This is a genomic window from Cupriavidus sp. SHE, from assembly GCF_000812445.1.
In the GTDB taxonomy this organism is placed as follows: domain Bacteria; phylum Pseudomonadota; class Gammaproteobacteria; order Burkholderiales; family Burkholderiaceae; genus Cupriavidus; species Cupriavidus metallidurans.
This window is the reverse complement of record NZ_JWMB01000056.1, coordinates 1-22,909: the sequence shown is the minus strand read 5'-3', so window position 1 is coordinate 22,909 and position 22,909 is coordinate 1. Positions and strand designations below refer to the sequence as shown.

The 22,909-nt window shown below is 64.6% G+C and carries 21 protein-coding genes; 12 read left to right on the top strand and 9 right to left on the bottom strand.

What is annotated here, in order from left to right:
- Positions 1-100: 100 nt before the first annotated feature.
- The 5 genes from RN01_RS26420 to RN01_RS26400 form a co-directional block, all read right to left on the bottom strand.
- A complete protein-coding gene (locus RN01_RS26420; protein ID WP_024569933.1) occupies positions 101-934 on the bottom strand; it encodes an SDR family NAD(P)-dependent oxidoreductase in 834 nt (277 codons plus the stop codon).
- An 80-nt stretch (positions 935-1,014) separates the two neighbouring features.
- Positions 1,015-1,434, bottom strand: coding sequence for a MaoC family dehydratase (locus RN01_RS26415; protein WP_017513658.1), 420 nt, complete (start codon positions 1,432-1,434; stop codon positions 1,015-1,017).
- 23 nt (positions 1,435-1,457) lie between these two features.
- Positions 1,458-1,907 (bottom strand): MaoC family dehydratase N-terminal domain-containing protein, encoded by a 450-nt coding sequence (locus RN01_RS26410; protein WP_011517104.1) that lies wholly within the window; start codon positions 1,905-1,907, stop codon positions 1,458-1,460.
- A 66-nt stretch (positions 1,908-1,973) separates the two neighbouring features.
- Positions 1,974-3,167 carry a lipid-transfer protein gene (locus RN01_RS26405; RefSeq protein WP_017513657.1) on the bottom strand — a complete coding sequence of 398 codons (1,194 nt, stop codon included), beginning with the start codon at positions 3,165-3,167 and terminating at the stop codon, positions 1,974-1,976.
- A gap of 31 nt (positions 3,168-3,198) precedes the next feature.
- Positions 3,199-4,335 (bottom strand): acyl-CoA dehydrogenase family protein, encoded by a 1,137-nt coding sequence (locus RN01_RS26400; RefSeq protein ID WP_017513656.1) that lies wholly within the window; start codon positions 4,333-4,335, stop codon positions 3,199-3,201.
- Between the two features lie 278 nt (positions 4,336-4,613).
- On the opposite strand from RN01_RS26400, the gene RN01_RS26395 reads away from it, so the two are divergent.
- The 3 genes from RN01_RS26395 (at position 4,614) to RN01_RS26385 (ending at position 7,927) form a co-directional block, all read left to right on the top strand.
- Positions 4,614-5,753: an acyl-CoA dehydrogenase family protein gene (locus RN01_RS26395; protein ID WP_017513655.1), complete on the top strand. Its 1,140-nt coding sequence runs from the start codon at positions 4,614-4,616 to the stop codon at positions 5,751-5,753.
- A 67-nt stretch (positions 5,754-5,820) separates the two neighbouring features.
- On the top strand, positions 5,821-7,008 hold the full coding sequence (locus RN01_RS26390; protein ID WP_017513654.1) for a lipid-transfer protein: 1,188 nt from the start codon (positions 5,821-5,823) through the stop codon (positions 7,006-7,008).
- An 88-nt stretch (positions 7,009-7,096) separates the two neighbouring features.
- A complete protein-coding gene (locus RN01_RS26385; RefSeq protein ID WP_011517109.1) occupies positions 7,097-7,927 on the top strand; it encodes an SDR family NAD(P)-dependent oxidoreductase in 831 nt (276 codons plus the stop codon).
- Between the two features lie 104 nt (positions 7,928-8,031).
- Here RN01_RS26385 and RN01_RS26380 read toward each other — a convergent pair whose 3' ends face one another.
- Entirely contained in the window at positions 8,032-10,809 is a 2,778-nt protein-coding gene (locus tag RN01_RS26380) for a LuxR C-terminal-related transcriptional regulator (RefSeq protein WP_024569934.1), read from the bottom strand.
- Positions 10,810-11,149: 340 nt separating this feature from the next.
- On the opposite strand from RN01_RS26380, the gene RN01_RS26375 reads away from it, so the two are divergent.
- The 7 genes from RN01_RS26375 to RN01_RS26345 all read left to right on the top strand — a co-directional run bounded on the left by RN01_RS26375 (position 11,150) and on the right by RN01_RS26345 (position 19,515).
- Positions 11,150-12,130 (top strand): tripartite tricarboxylate transporter substrate binding protein, encoded by a 981-nt coding sequence (locus RN01_RS26375; protein ID WP_017512657.1) that lies wholly within the window; start codon positions 11,150-11,152, stop codon positions 12,128-12,130.
- Between the two features lie 213 nt (positions 12,131-12,343).
- Entirely contained in the window at positions 12,344-13,465 is a 1,122-nt protein-coding gene (locus RN01_RS26370) for a CaiB/BaiF CoA-transferase family protein (protein WP_017512656.1), read from the top strand.
- Positions 13,466-13,478: 13 nt separating this feature from the next.
- Entirely contained in the window at positions 13,479-14,210 is a 732-nt protein-coding gene (locus RN01_RS32600) for a hypothetical protein (protein ID WP_017512655.1), read from the top strand.
- Positions 14,211-14,730: 520 nt separating this feature from the next.
- Positions 14,731-15,879 carry a porin gene (locus tag RN01_RS26360; protein ID WP_017512654.1) on the top strand — a complete coding sequence of 383 codons (1,149 nt, stop codon included), beginning with the start codon at positions 14,731-14,733 and terminating at the stop codon, positions 15,877-15,879.
- Between the two features lie 152 nt (positions 15,880-16,031).
- The gene (locus RN01_RS26355) at positions 16,032-16,604 is read left to right on the top strand and encodes a DUF2889 domain-containing protein (RefSeq protein WP_017512653.1); all 573 of its coding nucleotides are present in this window, start codon (positions 16,032-16,034) and stop codon (positions 16,602-16,604) included.
- Positions 16,605-17,262: 658 nt separating this feature from the next.
- Entirely contained in the window at positions 17,263-18,195 is a 933-nt protein-coding gene (locus tag RN01_RS26350; RefSeq protein WP_024569935.1) for an amino acid ABC transporter substrate-binding protein, read from the top strand.
- Between the two features lie 132 nt (positions 18,196-18,327).
- The gene (locus RN01_RS26345; protein ID WP_024569936.1) at positions 18,328-19,515 is read left to right on the top strand and encodes a benzoate/H(+) symporter BenE family transporter; all 1,188 of its coding nucleotides are present in this window, start codon (positions 18,328-18,330) and stop codon (positions 19,513-19,515) included.
- Between the two features lie 62 nt (positions 19,516-19,577).
- On the opposite strand, the gene RN01_RS26340 is transcribed toward RN01_RS26345, so the two are convergent.
- Entirely contained in the window at positions 19,578-20,102 is a 525-nt protein-coding gene (locus tag RN01_RS26340) for a hypothetical protein (RefSeq protein WP_011517119.1), read from the bottom strand.
- A 338-nt stretch (positions 20,103-20,440) separates the two neighbouring features.
- On the opposite strand from RN01_RS26340, the gene RN01_RS26335 reads away from it, so the two are divergent.
- Complete coding sequence (locus RN01_RS26335) at positions 20,441-20,770, top strand: multidrug efflux SMR transporter (protein ID WP_011517120.1); 330 nt, start codon at positions 20,441-20,443, stop codon at positions 20,768-20,770.
- A gap of 27 nt (positions 20,771-20,797) precedes the next feature.
- Here the strand turns inward: RN01_RS26335 and RN01_RS26330 are convergent, their stop codons facing one another.
- Positions 20,798-21,124 carry a hypothetical protein gene (locus RN01_RS26330; RefSeq protein WP_024569937.1) on the bottom strand — a complete coding sequence of 109 codons (327 nt, stop codon included), beginning with the start codon at positions 21,122-21,124 and terminating at the stop codon, positions 20,798-20,800.
- Positions 21,125-21,484: 360 nt separating this feature from the next.
- Positions 21,485-21,733 (bottom strand): hypothetical protein, encoded by a 249-nt coding sequence (locus tag RN01_RS26325; RefSeq protein WP_017513373.1) that lies wholly within the window; start codon positions 21,731-21,733, stop codon positions 21,485-21,487.
- Between the two features lie 700 nt (positions 21,734-22,433).
- Between RN01_RS26325 and RN01_RS26320 the strand changes: the two genes are divergently transcribed.
- Entirely contained in the window at positions 22,434-22,808 is a 375-nt protein-coding gene (locus tag RN01_RS26320; protein ID WP_017513374.1) for a hypothetical protein, read from the top strand.
- Positions 22,809-22,909 lie beyond the last annotated feature (101 nt).

Here is a 22,909-nt window from a genome sequence, read left to right as displayed (position 1 = left end):
CGTTATCCGCACGTGCGGCAGCGAGCCTCTTGAAGGGCCGCTTTGGCAGCCAGGCGAGCCTTGCCCGCCACCGGCAGGCAAGGCTGTGGCCCGGTTCCGATCAGAAGTTTGCGCCAGGGCCACCGCCACAGTACAGTACCTGACCGGACAGGAAGTTCGACTCCGGCGTGCAAAGCAGATAGACAGCGCCAGCTGCCTCTTCGGCCCTGCCCGCGCGGCCGGCCGGAATCATGCGGCTGGCACCATCGAGCATGGCCTGCTGCACACCGACCTTGATCTCACGGCCTTCGATACTGACGCTCTTGCTCTGGTCCGCCGCCAGCGCCTGGGTCAGGCGCGTTTCGATCAGACCAAACGCCACGGCGTTGACGTTGACCTTCAGGCGGCCCCACTCCTTGGCCAGCGTCTTGGTCATGCCCAGGATGCCGGCCTTGGCGGCGGAGTAGTTCGACTGCCCGGCATTGCCACCGGCCGCACCCGAGGAAATGTTGACGACCTTGCGGAAGACTTCGCGGCCTTCGGCGGCTTCGGCCTTGGCCGCGGCGCTGATGACCGGCTGTGCGGCACGCAGAATGCGGAACGGTGCGGTCAAGTGGCAGTCGAGTATGGCGTACCACTGCTCGTCGGTCATCTTCTGGATCACGTTGTCCCAGGTGTAGCCGGCGTTGTTGACGATGATGTCGATGCCCTTGAAATTGTCGACCGTGGTCTTGATGAGGCGGTCGGCAAAATCAGGCGCGGTCACGCTGCCGACGCAGGCCACGGCTTCGCCGCCGTTTGCACGGATCAGCTCCACCACTTCTTGCGCCGGATCCGCGTCCAGGTCGTTCACGACCACACGGGCACCTTCTGCTGCCAGTTTCATTGCGACTTCACGGCCGATGCCACGGCCCGAGCCGGTGACGATGGCGGACTTTCCTGCGAGCTTGCTCATTGCATGGTTCCTTTCGATGCTGGATGCGGCGGGCCACGCCATGGCCCGTCCGCGAATGGATGGCAGTTCGGCCTGGTGACTCAGTGCAGCGCCACCACGGCTTCGCCAAGCAACTTCTCTTCGCCGTACTGGTTCGTGCACTTGAGCGCGACCTTGATACGTTTCTCGCCGCTTTCCTCGTACTTCTCGGTGACCACGCCCGTGCAGGTTGGCTGGTTGCCCAGATGGGTGATGCCGGTGAACCGGATCGACACATTGCGCACCTGCGACTGCGGCACCCAGCCGGTCAGCAGGCGGCCAAGGTACGCGGCCGACAGCATGCCGTGCGCGAACACATCCGGCATGCGCGCCTTGCGGGCAAAGTCGATGTCGATATGAATGGGATTGTGGTCGCCGGAGGCACCGGCGTAGAGCGCCAGCGTAGTGCGGTTGATCGCCGGCAATGCCAGCGCAGGCAGCTTGTCGCCAACCTTCACGTCATCGAAACGGGGGGATTGCATGGTTCTCTTCTCCTTGTCGATGGTCAGCCGCGACGTTCCACGAGCGTGCCGCGCATGTCGGCGACGTGCTCGCCGTTCTGGTTGGTGACGCGCGTCGTGGTGACAACGAAGTGCAGCGCTCCGCCCTTCTTGTCGTAGACGTCGGTGAGGGTCGTCTCGAATTGCAGGACGTCGCCGGCATAGGCCATACGGTGGTAGTCGAATGCCTGCTCGGCGTGCAGGATGCGGCCCAGGTCCAGTTGCAGCACTTTCATGCGGTCGATGCCGGAAGCGGCCGCGACATCGCTGTTCAGGCACATGAAGAAGGTGGGCGGAACTGGCAGCGAACGATGGCCGGCGTCGCGCGCAGCGGATTCATCCACGTATTCCGGACTGGTCTCGCCGGTCGCCTTGGCGAAGAAGCGCAAACGCCCTTTCTCCACGTCGATCGACCCCTTGCCGAGGTCCATCCCAATCATGCTCTTGTCAGCCATCTGATGTTCTCCTCTCGATAGTCATGGCCGGACGCGGGCCACACCCGCTCCCGCGCCGATCTGGCCTTATGCGCGGCCGTACAGCGTCACCACGCAGGCGCCGCCGAGGCCAAGGTTGTGCTGCAATGCAAGCTGCACGCGCTCCACCTGCGTCGTCTCCGCCGTGCCCCGGATCTGGCGGGTCAGTTCGTAGCACTGCGCCAGGCCGGTGGCGCCCAGCGGATGGCCCTTGCTCAGCAGACCGCCCGACGGGTTGATCACGACCTTTCCGCCGTAGGTGTTGTCGCCGTCTAGCACCATCTTCTCGGCCTCACCGATCTTCGCGAAGCCCAGCGACTCGTAGGTCAGCAGTTCGTTATGCGCGAAACAGTCGTGCAGTTCGCAGACCTGGATATCCGACGGGCTCACGCCTGCCGCCTCGTACACGGCCTTCGCGCCGCGCTCGGCCATATGGAAGCCAACCAGGCCGACCATCGACGGTGGATCGAAGCTCGGCGCCACGTCGGTGGTCAACGACTGGGCCAGGATGCGCACATCGGTGCGGATGTTGTGCTTCTTCGCGAACGCTTCCGTGCAGACGATCGCGGCCGCGGCGCCGCTGGTGGGCGGGCAGGCCATCGAGCGGGTCATGACGCCAGGCCACATAACCTTCTCGTTCATCACGTCTTCCTCCGTCACCACGGTGCGGAACACGGCCAGCGGGTTGTTGGCGGCATGGCGGCTCGCCTTGGCGCGGATCTTCGCGAAAGTCTCCAGCTTCGTGCCGTACCTTTGCATATGCTCGCGACCGGCGCCGCCGAACAGCGTCAGTGCACTAGGCACCCCGGCATCGAGCGCATCCTGCACCATCGGCGCCGAGATTTCCGTGAAGCGCGCCATGGCACGCTCACGGTCGGTCCAGACGCTCGTCAGTGCGCCCGGCTGCATGAACTCGAAGCCCAGCGCCAGCGCGCATTCCACCGCGCCGCTTTCCACCGCCTGGCGGGCCAGGAACAGCGCGCTGGAACCGGTGGAGCAGTTGTTATTGACGTTGACAATGGGAATGCCGGTCACCCCGACCTTGTACAGCGCGGTCTGGCCGCAGGTGGAGTCACCGTACACATAGCCGACGTAGGCCTGCTGGATCCTGTCATATGGCAGGCCCGCATCCTCCAGCGCGAGCCTGGTCGCCGTGGCGCCCATGACGCTGTAGGAATCGCTCTGACCCGGTTTCTTGAACGGGATCATGCCGACCCCGGCTACCACCACATGCTTGGACATCGCTGTTGTCTCCTCGCTGAAATCGCCGTCGTTACATCTTGCGCGTGATGATGTCGCGCATCACTTCATTGGACCCGCCGTAGACGCGCGCCACGCGCATGTCGACAAAGGCGCGGGCGATCGGATACTCGAGCATGTAGCCGTAGCCGCCATGCAGCTGGACCATGTCGTCAATGCATTTCCACTGCACTTCGGTGGCGTGCAGCTTGGCAATGGCGGCTTCTTCGCCTGACAGCCGGCGGCGCATGTGCTCGCCCAGGTAGTAGTCCACCATGGTGCGCAGCGCGACGGCATTGGCCTTGACATCGGCCAGCTTGAACTTGGTGTTCTGGAAGTCCCAGACAGTGCCGCCGAAGGCCTTGCGGTCCTTCACATACTCGATGGTCTGTTCCAGCAGGCGTTCAATCTTGGCGGCAGCCGTCACAGCGATGATGAACCGCTCCTGTGCCAGGTCGTGCATCAGGTAGCCGAAGCCCTTGTTGACTTCGCCCAGCAGGTTGCCCGCCGGCACGCGCACGTTGTCGAAGAACAGCTCGGCGGTGTCCTGCGAGTGCATGCCCACCTTGTGCAGCTTGCGGCCGCGGCGGAAGCCTTCTCGGTGGGTCTCGACCAGGATCAGGCTCACGCCCCTGGCGCCGGCCGCGGGGTCGGTCTTGCAAACCACCATCACCATGTCCGAGCAAAAGCCGTTGCTGATGAAGGTCTTGCTGCCGTTGATGACCCATTCGTCCCCGTCGCGCACCGCCGTAGTCCGGCAGGCCTTGACGTCCGAGCCGCCTCCTGGCTCGGTGATGGCAACGGCGAGGATGGTCTTGCCCGCGCAGATGTCGGGCAGCCAGCGCTGCTTCTGTTCCTCCGTGCCCAGGCGGGCAATGTAGGGCGCCACGATATCCGAGTGCAGCCCGAACGACACGCTGACACCGGCATAGGCCATTTCCTCCGCGATGATGGCCGCGTGGCCGAAGTCGCCACCGCCGCCGCCATACTCGGTCGGCAGTGCCGTGCAAAGAAGCCCTTCGCGCCCGGCCTTGAGCCAGGTTTCGCGGTCGACGATGCCGTCGGCCAGCCATTGTTCCTGGCGCGGCACGCATTCGCGCTCCAGGAAGCGGCGCACGGTGGTACGGAACTGCTCATGATCTTCACGATAGACACTACGAACGACTTCCACGACGTCTCCTCCCTGTCAGGTATTGGCGTAGCCGGCAGGTCCAACGATCCGGCCGGCTCTCGGTGAACAGATGATGCGCCGCGAGCCCCACCACCCCCCCTCCCCGATATGGGTAGTCCGGACACGCTGCTGCACGCCGGGGCGGAACCGGGGCCAGCCCCTACCCAACTCGGGGAGGCGTTCGCCTACAGGCTGGCCGCCATCATTTCCCGCAATGGCAGCGAGTGCGGTGACCACCGCCCTGCCCTCAGGCAACCAGGACCAGCAAGGAGATCACTGTGGACATCACCCGTACCGTGTTCCGCGAGGACCATGAGATGCTGCGCGACAGCGCGCGGCGCTTCTTCGAGCGCGAATGCGCGCCACACCAGGAGGCGTGGGACCAGGCCGGCCGCGTCGACCGCGAAACCTGGCTCAAGGCCGGCCGTGAAGGCCTGTTGTGCGTCGCGATCCCGACCGAGTACGGCGGTGGCGGCGGCGACTTCGGGCACTCCGCGGTGGTGCTGGAAGAAATGCATCGCGCCGGCATCTCTGGGGCCGGCTTCTCTTTGCACTCTGACATCGTCGCGCCGTACATCAACCGTCTGGGTACCGAGGAACAGAAGCAGCGCTGGCTGCCCGACATCTGCGCAGGCAAGACCATCCTCGCCGTTGCCATCACCGAGCCGGGAGGCGGCTCGGACGTCAAGGCCTGCCGGACTACGGCGGTGCGCGACGGGGACGAATGGGTCATCAACGGCAGCAAGACCTTCATCTCCAACGGCATGAGCGCAGACCTGATCATGCTGGTCTGCAAGACCGACCCAGCGGCCGGCGCCAGGGGCGTGAGCCTGATCCTGGTCGAGACCCACCGAGAGGGTTTCCGCTGCGGCCGCAAGCTGCACAAGGTCGGCCAGCCGGCCGCCGACACCGCCGAACTGTTCTTCGACAACGTGCGCGTGCCGGCCGGCAACCTGCTGGGCGAGCCAAACCAGGGCTTCGGCTACCTGATGCAGGAGCTGGCGCAGGAGCGCCTGATCATCGCGCTGTACGCCGCCACGGCACTGGAGCGCCTGCTCCGCGTCACGCTGGAATATGTGAAGGACCGCAAGGCTTTCGGCGGCACCGTCTGGGACTTCCAGAACACCAAGTTCAAGCTGGCCGATGTCAAGGCCAATGCCGTGGCGCTGCGCACCATGGTGGACTACTACCTGGGCGAACACATGCGCCGCAAGCTCACCGTGAATGAAGCGGCCATTGCCAAGCTGCATTCGACCGAAACGCTGTGGAAGTGCATCGACGACATGGTCCAGCTGCACGGCGGCTACGGCTACATGCTCGAGTACCCGATCGCACGGGCCTTTACGGACTACCGCGTGTCCCGCGTGGTGGGCGGCGCCAACGAAGTGATGCGCGAACTGATCGCACGCAAGCTCTGAGCGCGACGCGAACGATCACGGTGCTACCTGCCCGCAAGCCGCGGGCCAATTATCTGGAGAAGACAAGATGAGTGAAAAAGTACTGGTTGGCGGCGTGGGGATGATTCCCTTCAGCAAGCCGGGCGCCAGCCCCAGCTATACCGACATGGGCGCGGAGGCAGTCCGGCGGGCGCTGGCCGACGCCGGCATCGGCTACGAGCAGGTGCAGCAGGCCTACGTCGGCTATGTGTACGGTGACTCCACCTGCGGCCAGACCGCGTTGTACGAAGTCGGCCTGACCGGCATTCCCGTGGTCAACGTCAACAACAACTGTTCGACGGGTTCCACCGCGCTCTATCTGGCCCGCCAGGCCGTGGCGCTGGGCGACGCCGACTGTGTGCTGGCACTCGGCTTCGAGCAGATGCAGGCCGGCGCGCTGAAATCGCACTGGGACGACCGCCCCAAAACACGCGCCCGCTTTGCGCACGTGCTGCAGGATCTGACCGCCGACGTCGCTGACCTGCCGCAGGCGCTGCGCACGTTCGGCGGCGCGGGCCGCGAGCATATGCAGAAGTACGGCACGAAGATGGAAACCTTTGCCGCCATCCGCGCCAAGGCCAGCCGCCACGCCGCCAACAACCCGCTGGCACTGTTCCGGAACGTGGTCACCACCGAGGAGGTCATGAACGACAAGGTGATGTGGCCCGGCGTCATGACTCGCCTGATGGCCTGCCCGCCGACCTGCGGCGCCGCCGCCGCGCTGATCGTCTCGGAAAAGTTCGCGAAGAAGCACGGTCTGCGCACCGACGTGCAAATCCTGGCCCAGGCCATGGCCACGGATCCAGTCGAATCGTTCGATCCGCCGTCCATGATCAGCTATGCCGGCTTCCACATGGCGCAAGCCGCTGCCAACAAGGTCTACGAGAAGGCCGGCGTGAACCCGAAGGACATCCGGGTCGCGGAGTTGCATGACTGCTTCGCCCATAACGAGTTGCTGAGCTACGAGGCACTGGGCCTGTGCGGCATTGGCGAGGGCGAGAAGTTCGTGATGGACGGCGACAACACCTACGGCGGCCGCGTTGTGACCAACGCGTCCGGTGGCCTGCTGTCGAAGGGCCACCCACTCGGCGCGACGGGCCTCGCCCAGTGCTACGAACTGACCCACCAGTTGCGCGGTACCGCGGACAAGCGCCAGGTGGAAGGCGCGAAGCTCGCGCTGCAGCACAACATCGGCCTGGGCGGCGCCTGCGTGGTGACGCTCTACGGCAAGGCCTGACCGACCGTCACGGATGCGGCGGCTTCGTGTCGCCGCCACTCGAAATCTTGAAATCCCACAGCGGGAAACATCCAGCAGGAGCATGAACATGAGCAGGAAACTGGAAGGCAAGGTTGCCATCGTCACTGGTGCAGGGCGTGGTATCGGCCGCTGCATCGCCCTGAAGTTCGCGAGCGAAGGTGCCGGCGTGGTTGTCAACGATCTTGACGCCGCACCGGCCAATGATGTGGTGGAGGAGATCCGCCGCAGCGGCGGCAAGGCACTGGCCTTCGCCTGCAATGTCACCGAGCCGGACTTCGGTGAACGCCTGGTCAAGGCCACACTGGAGGCGTTCGGCGGCATCGACATCATCGTCAACAACGCGGGCTATACCTGGGACAACGTCATCCAGAAGATGAGCGACGAACAGTGGGACGCCGTCATCGACTGCCACCTGAAGGCACCCTTCAACCTGCTACGGGCGGCCCAGCCCTACTTCCGCGAAGTCAGCAAGGCCGAGGCCGCCGAGGGCCGCGAGGTCTTCCGCAAGGTGGTCAATATCTCGTCGATCTCCGGTACGCAGGGTAACGCTGGGCAGGTCAACTACTCCGCCGCCAAGGCGGGCGTGATGGGCATGACCAAGACGCTGGCCAAGGAATGGGGCCGGATGAAGGTTAACGTCAACTGCGTGGCCTTCGGCTTCATCTCGACCCGCCTGACCGAGGCCACCACCGAAGAGAAGACCGTGAGCATCGAAGGCCGCGACATCAAGGTCGGTGTCAACCCGGAGCGCATCGCGCAGGCCAGCAAGGAGATGGCGCTCGGCCGCCCCGGCACGGCGGAAGAAGCCGCCGGCTCGGTCTACATGTTCTGCATTCCGGAGTCGAACTACGTGACCGGCCAGACCATTATCTGCGGCGGCGGTCGCGGCGGGTTCTGAGGCAGGGACAACGGGGCTGCCTGTAGAGAGTCCCGTCTTGCAGCAACCCCGAATGCCAAAGGCGCCGGCAAGTTGGGGAGCGGATCGCGCGGACGTCGGCGGCTTCAGCGAGGCCTGGGGGCGCCGAGGTCTGGCGTATCGGCGGCCAGATCGCGCAACAGCGCCACGGCTTCATCCCTCCCGGACACGCCGAGCTTGATGTAGATGTTTTTGAGATGCCACTTCACCGTCTCCGGTGAAACGGAAAGCGTGCGCGCCACCATCTTGTTCGACATCGCCTGCGCGATCAGCTTCAGGACTTCAGCCTCACGCTCGCTGAGCGTTCTGATAGGCGTGGAGCGGCGCACGGCGGAAGCTGGCGCCACGGCGCGGCCGCGCCATCGGCTCGACGCTTCCAGCAGGCGCCTGGCATAAAAGGCCACGACCGGGTCGAGCCCCTGCTCGTCCAGCAGCCTGCGCATCAGCCCCTGTCCGCCTGTCGCGGCGTCGAGAAGGCTGCGCACCAGACCAAACCGCTGGCCATGGCGCAGCGCCCCGCAGAGGTGCTCCCTTGCAGCGCGTGCGTTGCCGCGCCCGTCCTCGGCCACGGCGCACTGAACCAGCACGGTGGCAAAGTGCCGGCCTCGCGCGGCAAGCTCCACGCTGTCCAGGAGTGGCCTCAGGCGTGCCATGGCGCCATCGTAGTCATGGCGGTGCAGGGCCAGGCCGCTGGCGGACAGTTGCGCCACGACGTCGATCTCCCACACCGAAGCGCGGCCGGCCCCCGCTTCGGTCGACAGCTTCTGCGCGCGGGCGACGGTTGCTTCGGCCAGGTCGATCTCGCCCTCCTGCAACTGCCAGCGTGAGCGCACGGCCAGGGCCAGGGCCAGCAGACGGTCGAGGTGGTGCCGCACGGCGTAGTCCTCCAGCCGGTCCAGGTAGGCTGCGGCCTCCAGGCGCCGCCCGGCGACACGATGCGACAGCGCAAGCATGAGCAGGGCACGCAGCACCGCGTCGGGGACCGAAACGGCTTCGAGTTGCTCGATCCGATTCTCCAGCAATTCGCAGACGGAATCGATCTCATTGAGTTCGTAGAAGGTCTCGCTCAGCAGCACTGCGGCCATGTGCGCGGCGCCCACATATTCGCCGCCAAGCTGCTCCGCCTCGTTCAGCACCTGGCGGAGCACCGGCTCGGCTTGCAGGACCTTGCCTTCCATCAACAGGCTGAGCCCGGACAGACAGCGTCCGACCAGACCGCTGACCATCGCACCACCCCGCAGCGTGCTGTCGGCCAATACTTGCCGCGCCCGCTCGTGCTCGCCTCGGTGCATGTGGAGCCAGCCCACCACATTGCCACGCGCGGTCAGCAGGAAATCGTCCGCATCCGCGGGTACACGCTCCAGTTCCGGCAACAGGACTGCCGCAGCACCGATGTCATCCTGCATCAGGGCCATGCCGCCCCGCAGCACCGTGACAGCGTAACGCTCGCGCGGCCCCAGCGTGGCGGCCTGCTGCGCAAGGCGCCCGATTGCCTGCGCGGCCGCATCTAGCCGGCGCGCACGCAGGTTGATGTGGGCCTGCATGAGTTGCAGCGAGAAGCGCGACTCGACCTGCTCGGGCGGCAGCATGCGCAGAAGGCTGGTCAACTGGCCGAGGCCCCCGCGTGCCAGCAGTTCGGAAGCACGCGCCTCGATCGCATCGGCGGCCGCGTTTGCTTCGCCGGCGAGCACGGCATGCCGGACTGCCTCTTCCACCTGGTCGCGCTGCTCGAACCAGCGTGATGCCGCCGCATGGAGCGCTTGCTGCTGTGCGACCGGCATCGCCCCCACCCGCGCAAGCAGCACTTCGCGCAGCAGGGGATGAAGGCGATACCAGCTTTCGTGCTCATGGCCACTGACCTGGATGATGAACAGATTGCTGCTGTCCAGCCTGACCAGCCGCGTGGTCATGCGCGCAACGGCGTGCGGCTCGCCGACCAGGGCCGCGCACAGGGGTGCGCAAAAGCGGCTGCAGATCGCCACGCAGGTCAGCAGCTTCTGGTCGTCCTCGGCGAGCTTCTGCAAGACCTCGCGCTCGAAATACTCGGCGAAGGCACTCGCATCGCGCAATGCAGTGGGCGAAAAGCCAGCCCCTTGCTTCGCCTTGATATCCAGCGCGAACAATTGCAATCCGGCGACCCAGCCGTCGGTCAGATCGTGCAGCCGGCGGGCGTCGCGCGGGCTGATCCCGCCAAGCTGGTCACGCAGGTAGGCTTCGGATTCCTCGGGGCTGAAGCGCAGGTCGCGCAAGTCAAACATCGTGACGAGGCCTTGCGAGTGCAAGCGCGCCAGCGAAAGCGACAACTCGCCGCGCGAGCACAGCACCAGGTGCAGGTGCGGCGGGGCGTAGTCGAGCAGCCATTGCAGCGCCTGCCAGATGCGCGCGTCCTGGATGTGATGCACATCGTCGAGCACAAGGACCAGGTCCCGTGGCTGGCTGGCAATTGCCTCGATCAGCGTGACCACCCAATGCTCGACCCTGGAAGCGTCGCTGCCGTCCCCGATGAGGTTCGCGGCCTTGCGCGCAATCTCGCCCTCGACCAGCCCGATGCTGGCGAGCAGGCAGTCGAAAAAGCGGCCCGGCTCGTTGTCCTCTTCGGCCAGCGACAGCCACGCCACTTCGAAGCCCAGTGATACCAGCACCTGGCGCCAACTCACCATCGTCGAAGTCTTGCCGCATCCGGCCGGGCCCTGGATCACCACGCAACGCTGGTGCCGCGCTTCCAGCAGCCGCGCCAGCAGCGCCTCGCGAGCCAGTGGCCGCCGTGCAGGACGTGGCGGTACCAGCTTGGTGCCGGCAATGGGCTCGAATACGTGCGAGTGGATGCTTGCCAACGGTGTCTGCCCTGATTGGTACGAAGACATGATTCTGTGGTGCCGGACTCATCACGCAGGCCGTGGCCCGGCGACGGGAAGCTGGACATTATAGTGACATGTTCCGCGCCTCAGCCATTAAGAGGATCGCGGTAGCTCCGCTGTTCGGCGGGCTCCGTGCGCGGCCCGGCATGCTGCATCGCAGCGCAAATACCCCCCATTCTTTACTCCGTTCGGGTAGGCCGTGGTCTCTGTCGGCCCATGCATGATGGCGACTTCTGCCACAACACCGGGAACCCGGGAATGAGCCATGGCCGCCCTGCCTTCCGGCCGGCCGAGCAACCCATAACAAGATGCGGCGGACACCAGCCGCGACAAGGAGACTGCAACGATGATCCGCAAGAGATGGACGTGCACGCTGGCACTGGCGCTGGCACTGGCGCTGGTGAGCCAGTCGGCTTCGGCACAGCCCACCTACCCGACCCGGCCGATCAGCTTCGTGCTGCCGTTTTCCGCAGGCGGCGCCGCTGACACTGTCTCTCGCATGCTTGCTGAGGAAATGAGCAAGCGCCTGGGCCAGCCGATCATCGTCGAGAACCGTCCGGGTGCCGCCGGCGTCATCGGCACAAACGTTGCCGCCAAGGCTCCGGCCGACGGCTACACGGTATTGCTGACACTGACGCAGGCCATCCTCACCAACCAGTTTCTGTTCACCAAGCTTCCCTACGATCCCCGCAAGGAACTGGCCTTCGTCACCGAGGTCTGCGGCGGTTCCGTCCTTCTTGTTGTCAATCCCCGCATACCGGCAAAGGACGTCAGCGAACTGCTCAACTGGGCCGCCAACAACCGCGCGTCATTCGGCTCGTGGGGTACGGGCTCCTACGGACACCTCGCCAGTGCCTACCTGAACCGCTCACGCAAGGTCGACCTCACCCACGTCGCCTACAAGGGCGAAGCACCGATGATCCAGGACCTGGTGGGCGGGCAGATCGACATCGCCTTCGTTACCGCGTTCTCGGCCAAGCCCTTTATCGACTCGGGCAAGCTGCGTGTTCTGGCGGTGACGGGTGAGCGGCGCCTGCCCGCCCTTCCCAATGTGCCGACGCTGGCTGAAGCCGGGCTGACAGATCCGGAATTCCAGTCAACAGGCAAGCTCATCATGATGGTGCCCGCCGGCACCCCTGCGCCAATCGTCGAACGCATCGAGAGTACGGCACGTGCCGTGATCGGCACCGAAGCGATCCGCAACCGCATGCGCGCCATCGGCATGGAGCCGATCGGCAACAGCAGCAGGCAGGCGCTGGCCAACTATGAGGCGATGTATCCGGTGCATCAGCGGCTCGTTCAGTTGACCGGCGCCAAGCTGGACTGACGCCGCTCCCGCGCTGATGCTCGCCCGGGACCGCCCCGGGCCGCTAGACCACTTTCCCGTACTCCGCACTGACGCCGCCCCGCCCCACCTCCCCAATGCGGGGAGGCCGGTCGGGCGCCAACGCGCCCTAAGCTTGGCTGGCCTGCCGTCCGGCACCGGCGCCGCGGCAACTGACACGTGCCAGCGGCTTCACCTCGGAGAACGAAAAACATCATGCTGTCTGGCATCAGGATTGTGGAAATCTGTGGGATCGGCCCGGGTCCGTTTTGCGCAATGCACCTTGCGGACCTCGGCGCGGACGTGATTGCGATAGAGCGCACGGCCTCCGGAGAGTCCGGCGCTCCGGCAGACGGCAGCGTGCTCAATCGCGGCAAGCGTTCAGTGGTGGCCGACCTGAAGACCGCCGAAGGCCGGGAGCTGGTGCTGCGCCTGATCGAAGATGCGGATGCGCTGATCGAAGGCATGCGTCCAGGCGTCATGGAGCGCCTCGGGCTCGGGCCTGACGTGCTCCAGCAGCGCAACCCCCGCCTGGTCTACGGCCGCATGACAGGCTGGGGCCAGTACGGTCCACTGGCGCAAGCTGCCGGGCACGACAACAACTACATTTCGCTCTCTGGCGCGCTCTACTACAACGGCGCCCCTTCCGAGCCGCCCTCCTCGGCCATCACACTGGTCGGTGATGTGGGCGGGGGCGCGCTCTACCTCGCAATTGGCCTGCTGTCCGGCATCCTGAATGCACGCGCGACCGGCAAGGGCACCGTGGTCGACGCAGCCATCGTCGATGGCTCCGCGCACATGCTGCAACTACTGCTTGCCACGCGCAAGAAGGGCATGGTGACGGGCGTGCGCGGCCAGAATGTCCACGACAGCTCGCACTTCTTCGCCACCTATCGCTGCGCCGACGGCCACTTTGTCACGCTGGGCACGATCGAGCCGCAGTTCTACGCCTTGCTGCTGCAAAAGCTCGGCCTGGCCGAAGACCCGCGCTTCGCCCGGCAATGGGATAGCCAACGCTGGCCGGAACTGCATCGCCACTTTGCCGAGCGGTTTGCCAGCAGGACGCGTGCGGAATGGTGCGCGCTGCTCGAGAACACGGATGTCTGCTTCGGGCCGGTACTGAGCCCCGAAGAAGCCGCGGCGCATCCGCACAACGTCGCACGCGGCGTGTACTTCGAAAGCGACAGACAACTGCAGGCTGCGCCGGCACCGCGCTTCGACGGCCAGGCCCGGCGACCGGGGCCGATACCGAAGCCCGGCCAGCATACGGAAGAGATCGCGGCCATCCTTGCCGGCAAGGATGCGCACGGGCTCTGGCATTCCCCCCGTGCAGGCTGACCGGAGCCACCGCATGCGCCGCAGCACATACGCGGACAGTGCACGGGATTGCGCCACGGCGCAACGCGGGCGCCTGCAGCCCCGGCTGTCCGCGCTGATCGCCGAAGTACGCGCGCTGCGTCGCGAGCTCGAAACCATGCTGGCGCAGTACGCGATGCCCGATCCCCGCGAGGTGATGGCATGCCGTGGGCAACTGCTCGACCAATGGATCCAACAAGCACAGGGCCGGCGGCAACTGGTCTGCCTTGCCTGCGCGGCCGAAGAAGGGGTACTCACCCGGCACCATCTTGAGCTTGGCCAGCAGACCGCGTCGACGACATCCGACCGCGCGCTGCGTGCCTTGTACTGGGCAAGTGTCCAGCGCTGGAGTCGCCTGCCGGTTGCTGGCCAGCCCCGGACAAGCGCACCCGTGGTGCGGCGATACGCCTCGGACATCGTTGCAGCCGATATGTGCGAGCAGTGCTGTGAACTCAGGCATGACGCCAGGCGCTTCGCTCCACACGAGGCACTGGCCCTCGAGCACGACGAGATGCACCGGACTGACCAGGCAGTGACGATGTCCCGGTATGGCTGCATGGCCTGCGCGACGCGGTGGGTTCGACGGGTCTTGCCATGGGAGCCGTTTGTCTCCTGGAGCGTCGTGCAGTCCGATGTTGCTTCGGCTGCGACGCCGCCGGGCCCTCTTCACGCGCTGACCGCAATGGCAGTGGGACGGCCTTCCAGCCTCGTGCCATCCAGCCTGTAAAGCACAACAACCCGGTCCAGCCCCCTTCCGTCACCACACTGCGAAGAGAACAAAAAAAAGCCGGCCAACTGGCCGGCATGAAAATACCCGCCGGCAAGGACACCCGACAGGCGTGGAGAACGAACGGAACCAGCAGGACGGCGCGGCACGCGCGTCGACGCTCCATGCACTGGCAGCCAGTTCGACACCAGCGTAGCGGCTCAACCCGACTTTGGCGCCACCCCTGAAGGGTAGTCACCGACAACCCCGTATTACATGGAGATGGCACACCGCTGCCGCGCAGCGTCCACCGAGAACATCAGGGTCAATACGGATGGGTAGTGCGCGAATACGACACGCTGGCCATTTGGAGTGGTCTTCCTCGCCACGCTTCTGCGCTTTACTTTGCCTGCGCTGGCTGCCACGACCTGCAACAGGCAGCACAGGCACGCGCCCGAGAAACAGCGCGACCGGACGGGCCGGAACCACACATCGTGTCCCTGCCGCCGGAATCCAAAAAACGATACGGAGACCCTCAAGCATGAAAAGGAAGTTCCTGACCCTGGCGGCATTGGCGCCTGCTGCAATCACCGCCCATGCGCAGACCAGCGTGACGCTTTACGGAGTGATTGACGGATCCGTCGAGTACGTCAACCGGGTGGCCGCTGCCGCGGCCACGCCCACGCAGGGCGGCAGCCGCTTCGGCATGCCTAGCGTTGGCGGCCTGTCCGCCTCGCGTTGGGGCCTGCGCGGCGTGGAAGACCTGGGCGCCGGCAACTCGGCGATGTTCGTGCTGGAAAGCGGCTTCCAGTGGGATTCCGGAGCCCTGCAAAGCGCCCCGCTGTTCAACCGCCAGTCCTACATCGGCTTGCAGAACAAGGAATACGGCAAGCTCAGCTTCGGGCGTCAGTACACTTCTTTCTTCGATGGCATGGCCAACTTCGCGCCGCTGCGCTTTGCCGCCACCTACGAACCGGGGATCTGGTGGATGGGCCTGAACTACCGCGAAGACAATATGGTCAAGTACACCGGCCAGTTCGGACCGCTGCAGGCCGTGGGCCACTTCTCGTTCGGTACCGGCACGGCAGTGCAGAACGCCAACATCGTGTTGGCCAACGGCGGCGCGGGTGAAACACCGGGTAATTTCACCGACAACACCGCCTACGGCGGTTCGCTGATGTACCTGGACAGCAGCGGCCTGGGATTCTCAGTTGCCGCGGACATCTGGCGCCCGGCCGCCGTAACGGGCCAACCGGGCAGGGTGAACAAGTATGGCGCTGCCGCGCTCTACAACACCGGGCCGTTCAAGTTCACGGCAGGTTACCGCTACAACAAGGGCGAGTTTTCGAATGGCGCCACCGTGCTGCGTGACGACTACTGGTGGGCCGGCGTCAACTACCAGGCAACGCCCGCGCTGGGCCTGTCGCTGGCGTACTACTACGCGGACATCAAGGGCGCACGCGCTGCGGCCACGTCGCCGGAGACCAACCCGGCAAATATGCAGCAGGTCAGCTTCATTGCCGACTACAACTTCAGCAAGCGCACGGACGTGTACCTGTCCGTTGGCTATGCCCACAACGGTGGGTTGAGCTTCGACAGCACCGCCACTGCCTTTGCGTTCAAGTACCCGACCATGACCGGCCAGCAGAATATGGTCGGCGTGACGGTGGGCGTTCGCCAGGTCTTCTGACACAAGACGGCGGGCACCCGATACGCCGGACACCTTCGTCCGGCGCCCGGTACGCGGGATTTCCCGCTGCCCGCTACCCGATTGTGGGGGGTGGCAGAGCAGGCGCGTGCGTTCATCATCCTCTCAGGATGAGCAAGCCTGAAGGACAACGCATGGAACCAGAGACTCCGAACCAGCCCGGACGCACGCTGCGGCATACCCGCCAGATCCTTTGCCGCGGCTACCTGCGCGACGACGGCCTGTACGACATCGAGGCCGAACTGCATGACATCTCGCCAGTGCCGACCGAACTGCCTTTCATCGCGCTTCCGGCCGGTGGGTCCATCCACCAGATGCGCCTGACCATGACGATCGACGCGGAACTGGTGATCCGGCACATGTCGGCCCGTACCGATACCGGCCCCACGCCCTATTGCGCCGAGATCAACGCGGCCTATGCGGTGCTGGAGGGACTGCGTGTCGGCAGCGGCTTCCGGCAGGAGGCAAAGGCGCGCCTGGGTGGCGCCAGGGGCTGCACACACCTAACCGAACTGCTGGGCCCGCTGGCCACCACCGCCATGCAGACGATCATGTCCATGCAGCGCGAGACCACGCCCTGGCACGCGCGGCTGGAAGGCGACGCCCCCATACCCCGACCCTGGGTACTGGGCACCTGCCACGCCTATCGCCTCGACGGCGAAGCCGCCAAGGTCATCTGGCCGATCGACCGCCGCGCGCACGAGTAGCCCGGACCGCCTGACTACCCACTTCGCGGAGGGCTGCCCCGCCCTGCCGCCGTCCACATGCCTGCGAGCGATGCCCGTGCCGGTGCGTCGGTGCGCCGGTGCGATCCAATCCAACCCGGCCCTTCCCGAGATTCCGGTGGAGATAGCCGAGGCGGTGCGCCCAGCCGCGGGCTGCTACCAACACGCATGGCGCCGACGACGATGCGCAGGCGTTGGCACTGTTCTTGCGTATCACCGCCAGACAGAGACTCCCCATTTCTGCCGAAGCAAAAAAAGAAGGGCCCGTTCCTTCACGGGCCCAAGAGTCTCTCCTCGGTGCCCTGCTCGCAAGGCACGACTGAAGAATAGCTATTCGCCTGAGTCACAAGAAGTCGGATAACTCCGTAAGGGAAAGCCCCCGTCAACGCGGGTTGGGTCGAAGCGTTGCGTTACGGGGACGCCGCCATTGCGTAGCGCACGTCTGCCGGCGTTTGCAGTTGTGTCACCGCCGCCCCCCGTGGAACAATCAGCGCCATCGGAAACATCCGATCGCACAACAAGAAGCAGCACCACGAAGCACGACAGAGCCGGACCGATCCGGCCAATTGGTGATCGGCGGATGGCCAGGGCGGCCAGCGCCGCCACGGTTATTTCTGACTATTTTTCGACGGGTGTCATCATGACCAATTCGGGCCTGCCACGCCGCGCCTCGTTCGGGGGCGTCGCGTCTGTCTTCCTTTCCCTTGCCGCATTGCTGACGCCGGCCGCCATCCCGGCGGCGCAGGCGGCATCCAGTCCGGTTATCCAGCGCATCCAGCAGACCGGCGTGATCCGCATCGCGCACCGCGAAAGCTCCGTGCCGTTCTCGTTCATGGCCGACGGCAAGCCAGTCGGGTACGCCGTCGATCTGTGCCTGAAGGCGGCTGACGCCGTGCGCGCCCAACTGAAAATGCCGCAGTTGCGCGTGGAGTGGGTGCCCGTGACGCCGGCCACGCGCATCCCGGCCATCGTCGATGGCAAGGCCGATCTGGAGTGCGGGTCGACCACCAACAATCGCGAGCGTCGCGAACAGGTCGCCTTCACGATCCCGCACTACATCGCCGGCAGCCGCATGCTCGTCAAGTCGGATTCCGGCATCCGCCGCTGGAGCGACCTGCGCGGCAAGACCGTCGTCTCCACCACCGGTACCACGCCGCTGGCCATGATCCGCAAGATGGACGAGTCCGGCGCGATGGGCTGGAAGGTCCTGGAGGCCAAGGACCATGCCGAGGCGTTCGCGATGGTGGAATCGGGCCGCGCCGATGCGTTCGTGATGGACGACGTGCTGCTGTTCGGCCTGCGCGCAAACGCGAAGAACCCGGCTTCGCTGGCGGTGACCGGCGACCTGCTGACGATCGAACCCTACGCGATCATGCTGTCGAAGCAGGACGCCGAGTTCAAGAAGATCGTCGACAAGGCCCTGGTCAACGCGATCTATGACCAGGAAACCCAGAAGCTCTACCGCAAGTGGTTCCAGCAGCCGATCCCGCCCCATGGGATCACGCTGGATATTCCGATGAGCTACCTGCTGCGGGACTCGTTCAAGTTCCCGAGCGACAAGGTGGCGGATTGAGGCGCTGACGCCGACCACCGGTCTTTCTCCCCTCTCCCACTTGCGGGAGAGGGGAGAAAACAGAACACCACTCCGGTCATCCCGTGCGAAGATACCGCCCGTTGCCCTCGGGCCCGCACCGCACCATCCACCATGACCGCAGCCCCCCTCAAGCTGTCCGACCTGTCCGTTTCCACCACGGTGGCCGGGCTGATCGCCATGCTGACCGGCTACACCAGTTCGCTGGTGCTGATGATCCAGGCCGGGCAAGCCGCGCACCTGACTGATGCCCAGATATCGTCCTGGATCTGGGCGCTATCGATCGGCATGGGTGTCACCACGCTCGGACTATCGCTGCTGATGCGGGTGCCGATCGTGATTGCATGGTCCACGCCCGGGGCGGCGCTGCTGATCGCATCCCTGCCCGGCGTGCCCTACCCGGAAGCGATTGGCGCGTTCCTGATGGCGGCCCTGCTAATGACGGCGGCCGGCCTGACCGGCTGGTTCGACAAGCTCATGAAGGCGCTACCGGCCAGCATCGCTTCGGCCTTGCTGGCCGGGATCCTGTTCCGCATCAGCGTCGACGTATTCGTCCAGGCCCAGCACCAGACGCTGCTATTGCTGGTGATGTTCGCCGTCTACCTGTTTGGGCGGCGCTGGTGGCCGCGGTATGCGGTGCCCGGTGTGCTGGTGATCGGCGTGGCGCTGGCCGGCGTACTCGGCCAATTGCACTTCGAGCAGTTTCACTTCGCCGTGACCATGCCGGTCTGGACCACACCGGCGTTCTCGGTATCGGCATTCGTCAGCATTGCCGTGCCGCTGTTCATCGTGGCGCTGGCGTCCCAGAACATCCCGGGGCTGGCCGTGCTGCGTGCCGATGGCTATCACGTGCCGGCCAGTCCGCTGATTGCGGTCACCGGCGTGGCGTCGGCCATCCTGGCGCCGTTCGGATCGCACGGTATCAATCTGGCGGCCATCACGGCCGCGATCTGCACCGGCCCGCAGGCTGACGCCGATCCGCGCCGCCGCTACATGGCCGCCGTGGTCTGCGGTATCGGCTACCTGGTCATGGGCATCATGGCGGCCAGCATCGCCGCATTGTTCGCGGCCTTCCCGAAGGCGCTGGTGGTGGCCGTCGCCGCCTTTGCGCTGCTTGGCTCGATCGCCAATGGCCTGACGGTGGCCATGCAGACGCCGGTCGAACGGGAATCGGCCCTGCTGACGTTCATGATCACGGCGTCCGGCATGACGCTGGCAGGCGTCGGCTCGGCGTTCTGGGGCGTGGTGGGCGGCATGCTCGCGCTGCTGGTGCTCAAGCCGCGCGAGCCAAAGTCCGCTTGATGGTCGCCTGATGGTCGCCTGATCGTCGCCGGGCAACGGCGCCAGCTCAAAGACCCGATCTGCTACAGCAGCAGGAAGGCAATGTCCCCCACGCCGATCTGCGTGAGCGACATGCCCTTGCGGCGCTGGAACAGCACGTGCTCGAGCACCCGGTCACGGTGCTCGGCGAACACAGCGGGATCGAACCGCAACGCGGCGGTGGCGTAGTGCTCCGCCAGCAGCTTGTAGACACGATGGCGCACCAGCAGCAGTTCGTTGTCGGTTTGCAGGCGCGACATCTCGACGCTGTGCTCATCCTCGAGCTGCCGCATGCTGACCACCACGCGCGCGTGCATCCCTCGATAGCGATCGATCTCGGCATGAGCGCGGCGCAGTTCGTCGCGCAGCGTCCGCACTTCCTGCATCAGTTTCAGATTTTGCTGCACGCCTCGCTGAATGCGGGACGCTTCTTCCAGCGCGTGGTCGGCGGCGGCAATCGTGTTCTGCCAGACGCCCTCTCCCGGATCGCGCCCGGGATCGGACTCCCCCTGCAAATGGCCGAGTCGCGTGGTCGGCCAGGCCGTTACCCCGTCAAGCTCGTTGTTCATGATGCTCCCCTTGATCCCATCTACAACCTCGCCAGCCGCCGGCGTATGTTTTGGTGCCGGCATGGTCAGGCCAGATTGGATACTGCCGCGACATTCTGGAGGCGCCTCTTGTGTATTCCCGGGCGCCCCGTGCGTTTTCAGCGCATACCATCATTCAATTCCCCTATCCCTTGCAGGGCAACCACCGCGTGGGAGGGTAATCGATCACCTGAAATTACGATGACGCCAGGATTCTCGGCAATTCGTCCCATGGTTTGCAGCCCCGTTTGGGGGTAATCGGGGGCGCGGATTGCATAATATCGAATCCACGTGCCGCAACAGTCTCTTTTGATCAACTCATGAACGGATATCTGCTCCTCGCCCTGGCCATCGTTGCCGAAGTCATCGCCACCAGCAGTCTCAAGGCCGCGGAGAACTTCACGCGCCTGGTCCCCAGCGTCCTGGTGGTGACCGGATACGTAGCGGCGTTCTGGTTACTGATGCAGGTGATGAAAACAGTGCCAGTCGGTGTGGCCTATGCGATCTGGTGCGGCGCCGGAATCGTGCTGGTGACGCTCATCGCATCGGTGCTCTACCGTCAGGTCCCCGACCTTGCGGCCTGGCTCGGCATCGGGCTGATCATTGCCGGCGTGGCGGTGATCCAGCTTTTTTCGAAGATGTCGCACTGATTCCGACAGCACCCTGCCCGGCTGCGCTCACCCTTTCGGTGGCAGCGTACGCAGCAGCCGGTTGACCTGTGCCAGCGTCTCGCATTCGTCAGCCTTGCGCTGCCGGCGCTGTTCGACGATTTCCAGCATGGCGCGGATCTGCCCATTCTTGGCCTCGCAGGCCTCGCGATTTGGCTCCGCGCACGGGACCTCCAGCTCACCCCGCAAGCTCTCCTGCACGATATTGATCAGCGCCGTGCAGCCCGATGTATCGGCCAGCGCCGGATCGGACGCCGGTGGCACCGCCAGAGCCGGCATCGCACCCATCAGGACAAGCAGCGGCAACCGGCAAAGACTCGCGCGGACGGATGGCATGGTTGGGCGGAAGCTGGCCAAATGGGTCCCCCTTTGCGGCGTGAAGCCAACATCATATCCGTTCGCTGAATCATCCAATCGGAAATGTCCACAAGGTGAGCGGATCGCGTCAAGAAACGCCGCGTTTCGCCTGAACAGAGACATTCAATTTATTACTATTCAAGCACCAACAGCCACACCGTTAGCGTAGTAACTCGACAAAACCGGCTTTGGCGCATGGCATCGAATGCACCACGATTGCAGCCACCGTTCCGTTCAATTCCAGTAGATGGACCGCGGTGCAGACACTGGCCAAAATGAAAACAGACCATCGTGAAATGGTCTGCCAAAAGGTGGATAGGTAGATCGGCGACGGGCCAATCAGTCGTCTCCCCAACGCCAGCGTGGCGGCTCCCCCTTGATCCAGCAAACGACGAACAGCGCCAGGCTCAGGATCACCACGACGAAGACAAAGACAATGGGACGGTGGTCAACACGGAAGAAGAAGACAGCCAGCGCTAGCAACGCGAAGTACGCGCCATAGGCTACCCAGCCTTGCCAGCAAGTCGGGAGCCCCCATCCCCAGCCATAGCGCTTGGCGTAAAACCAGTATTCAGGGTCGGTTTGCATGGTCAGGCTCCGTATGCCGCATGGACGTCAGCGCAATGTACCCGCGCAGACTTGATCCTCAACGATACGCCTGCCCCGTGGACCTAACGAGGTGCTGTCGCAGGAACGACTGTGGTCCCCGGAGGCGCGATGAACGGAATGAACTTGCAGGGCTCACGCTGTCCGAACGAGCAGTTGGACCCGATCGCGCAGCCGGTAATTAGCAGGGCAAAACACATACTGGTCAATGCTCTCATTATTATTTTCCCAGAGTATCCCTATAGCGTAGCACGGCATCCGACCAGCTCTTCGCCACAACTGCGAAGAAGATGACCTGCCACAATTTCTTATGCTCCGATCGTTCCAGATACTAGCGCAGACAATCAATGTGCAAAGGCCAAGTGGTAATGACTGAGAGGCCGCCAAGTAGAGAACTGCTGCGGCAACTACTAAGGCAAGCCAATTCACCTTGATTTCCAGCTACAAGTCTTGGTGTCAGCGTAACCGCGGGTGAGGATGGCCTTGTCCACAAGACGGGGCGCGTCCAGCCACCCCGTCTACCGTGGGCCACCGCGCGTGGCAGCAACTACGGATAGTTCATGCACAGCGTCGCAATGGCGCTGACGTTTCCGCTGGTGACGACCTGCCCCGCCTGGAAAGGCGTAGGGAGCCCCCATCCCAGCCGTGGCCGCCTGGCACGCGATCAGGACACACGCTAGTAGTGCGGGCCGCCCTGCCAGCGATCCCGGTCACTTTCGTTATCCCGGTGATCGCCCCGATCACGATCGCCATGATCGTGGTCTCGATCGTAATCAGATCGACCATCTCCGCTGTAATACCCACCGCCTCTGTGATCGCCATGATCGGGGGTAATGACGCACCCACCGAGCAACGCCACGGAGGTGACGAGAAGCACAAGAATGGGCTTCATATGGCACTCCTGTTCAGCCTTTTCCTTTCTCGAGCATACGCATTGGACTACCGGCACGATGTAGGAATGAGGACATTCCGCAGCAAGGCGTTCTCCTACAGCGAGAGACGGCGCAGCGCGAAACAACCGGAGGCAACGATGAAGGGAGAGGCCAGTGCCGACTGAACGATGGTCCCGCCGACAGGAATCATAAAATATGCTGTAACCGTTTATTTTGGCGGAACAGAGAATTATGAATAACTGTGATGCCCCAAACAGTGCCCCAA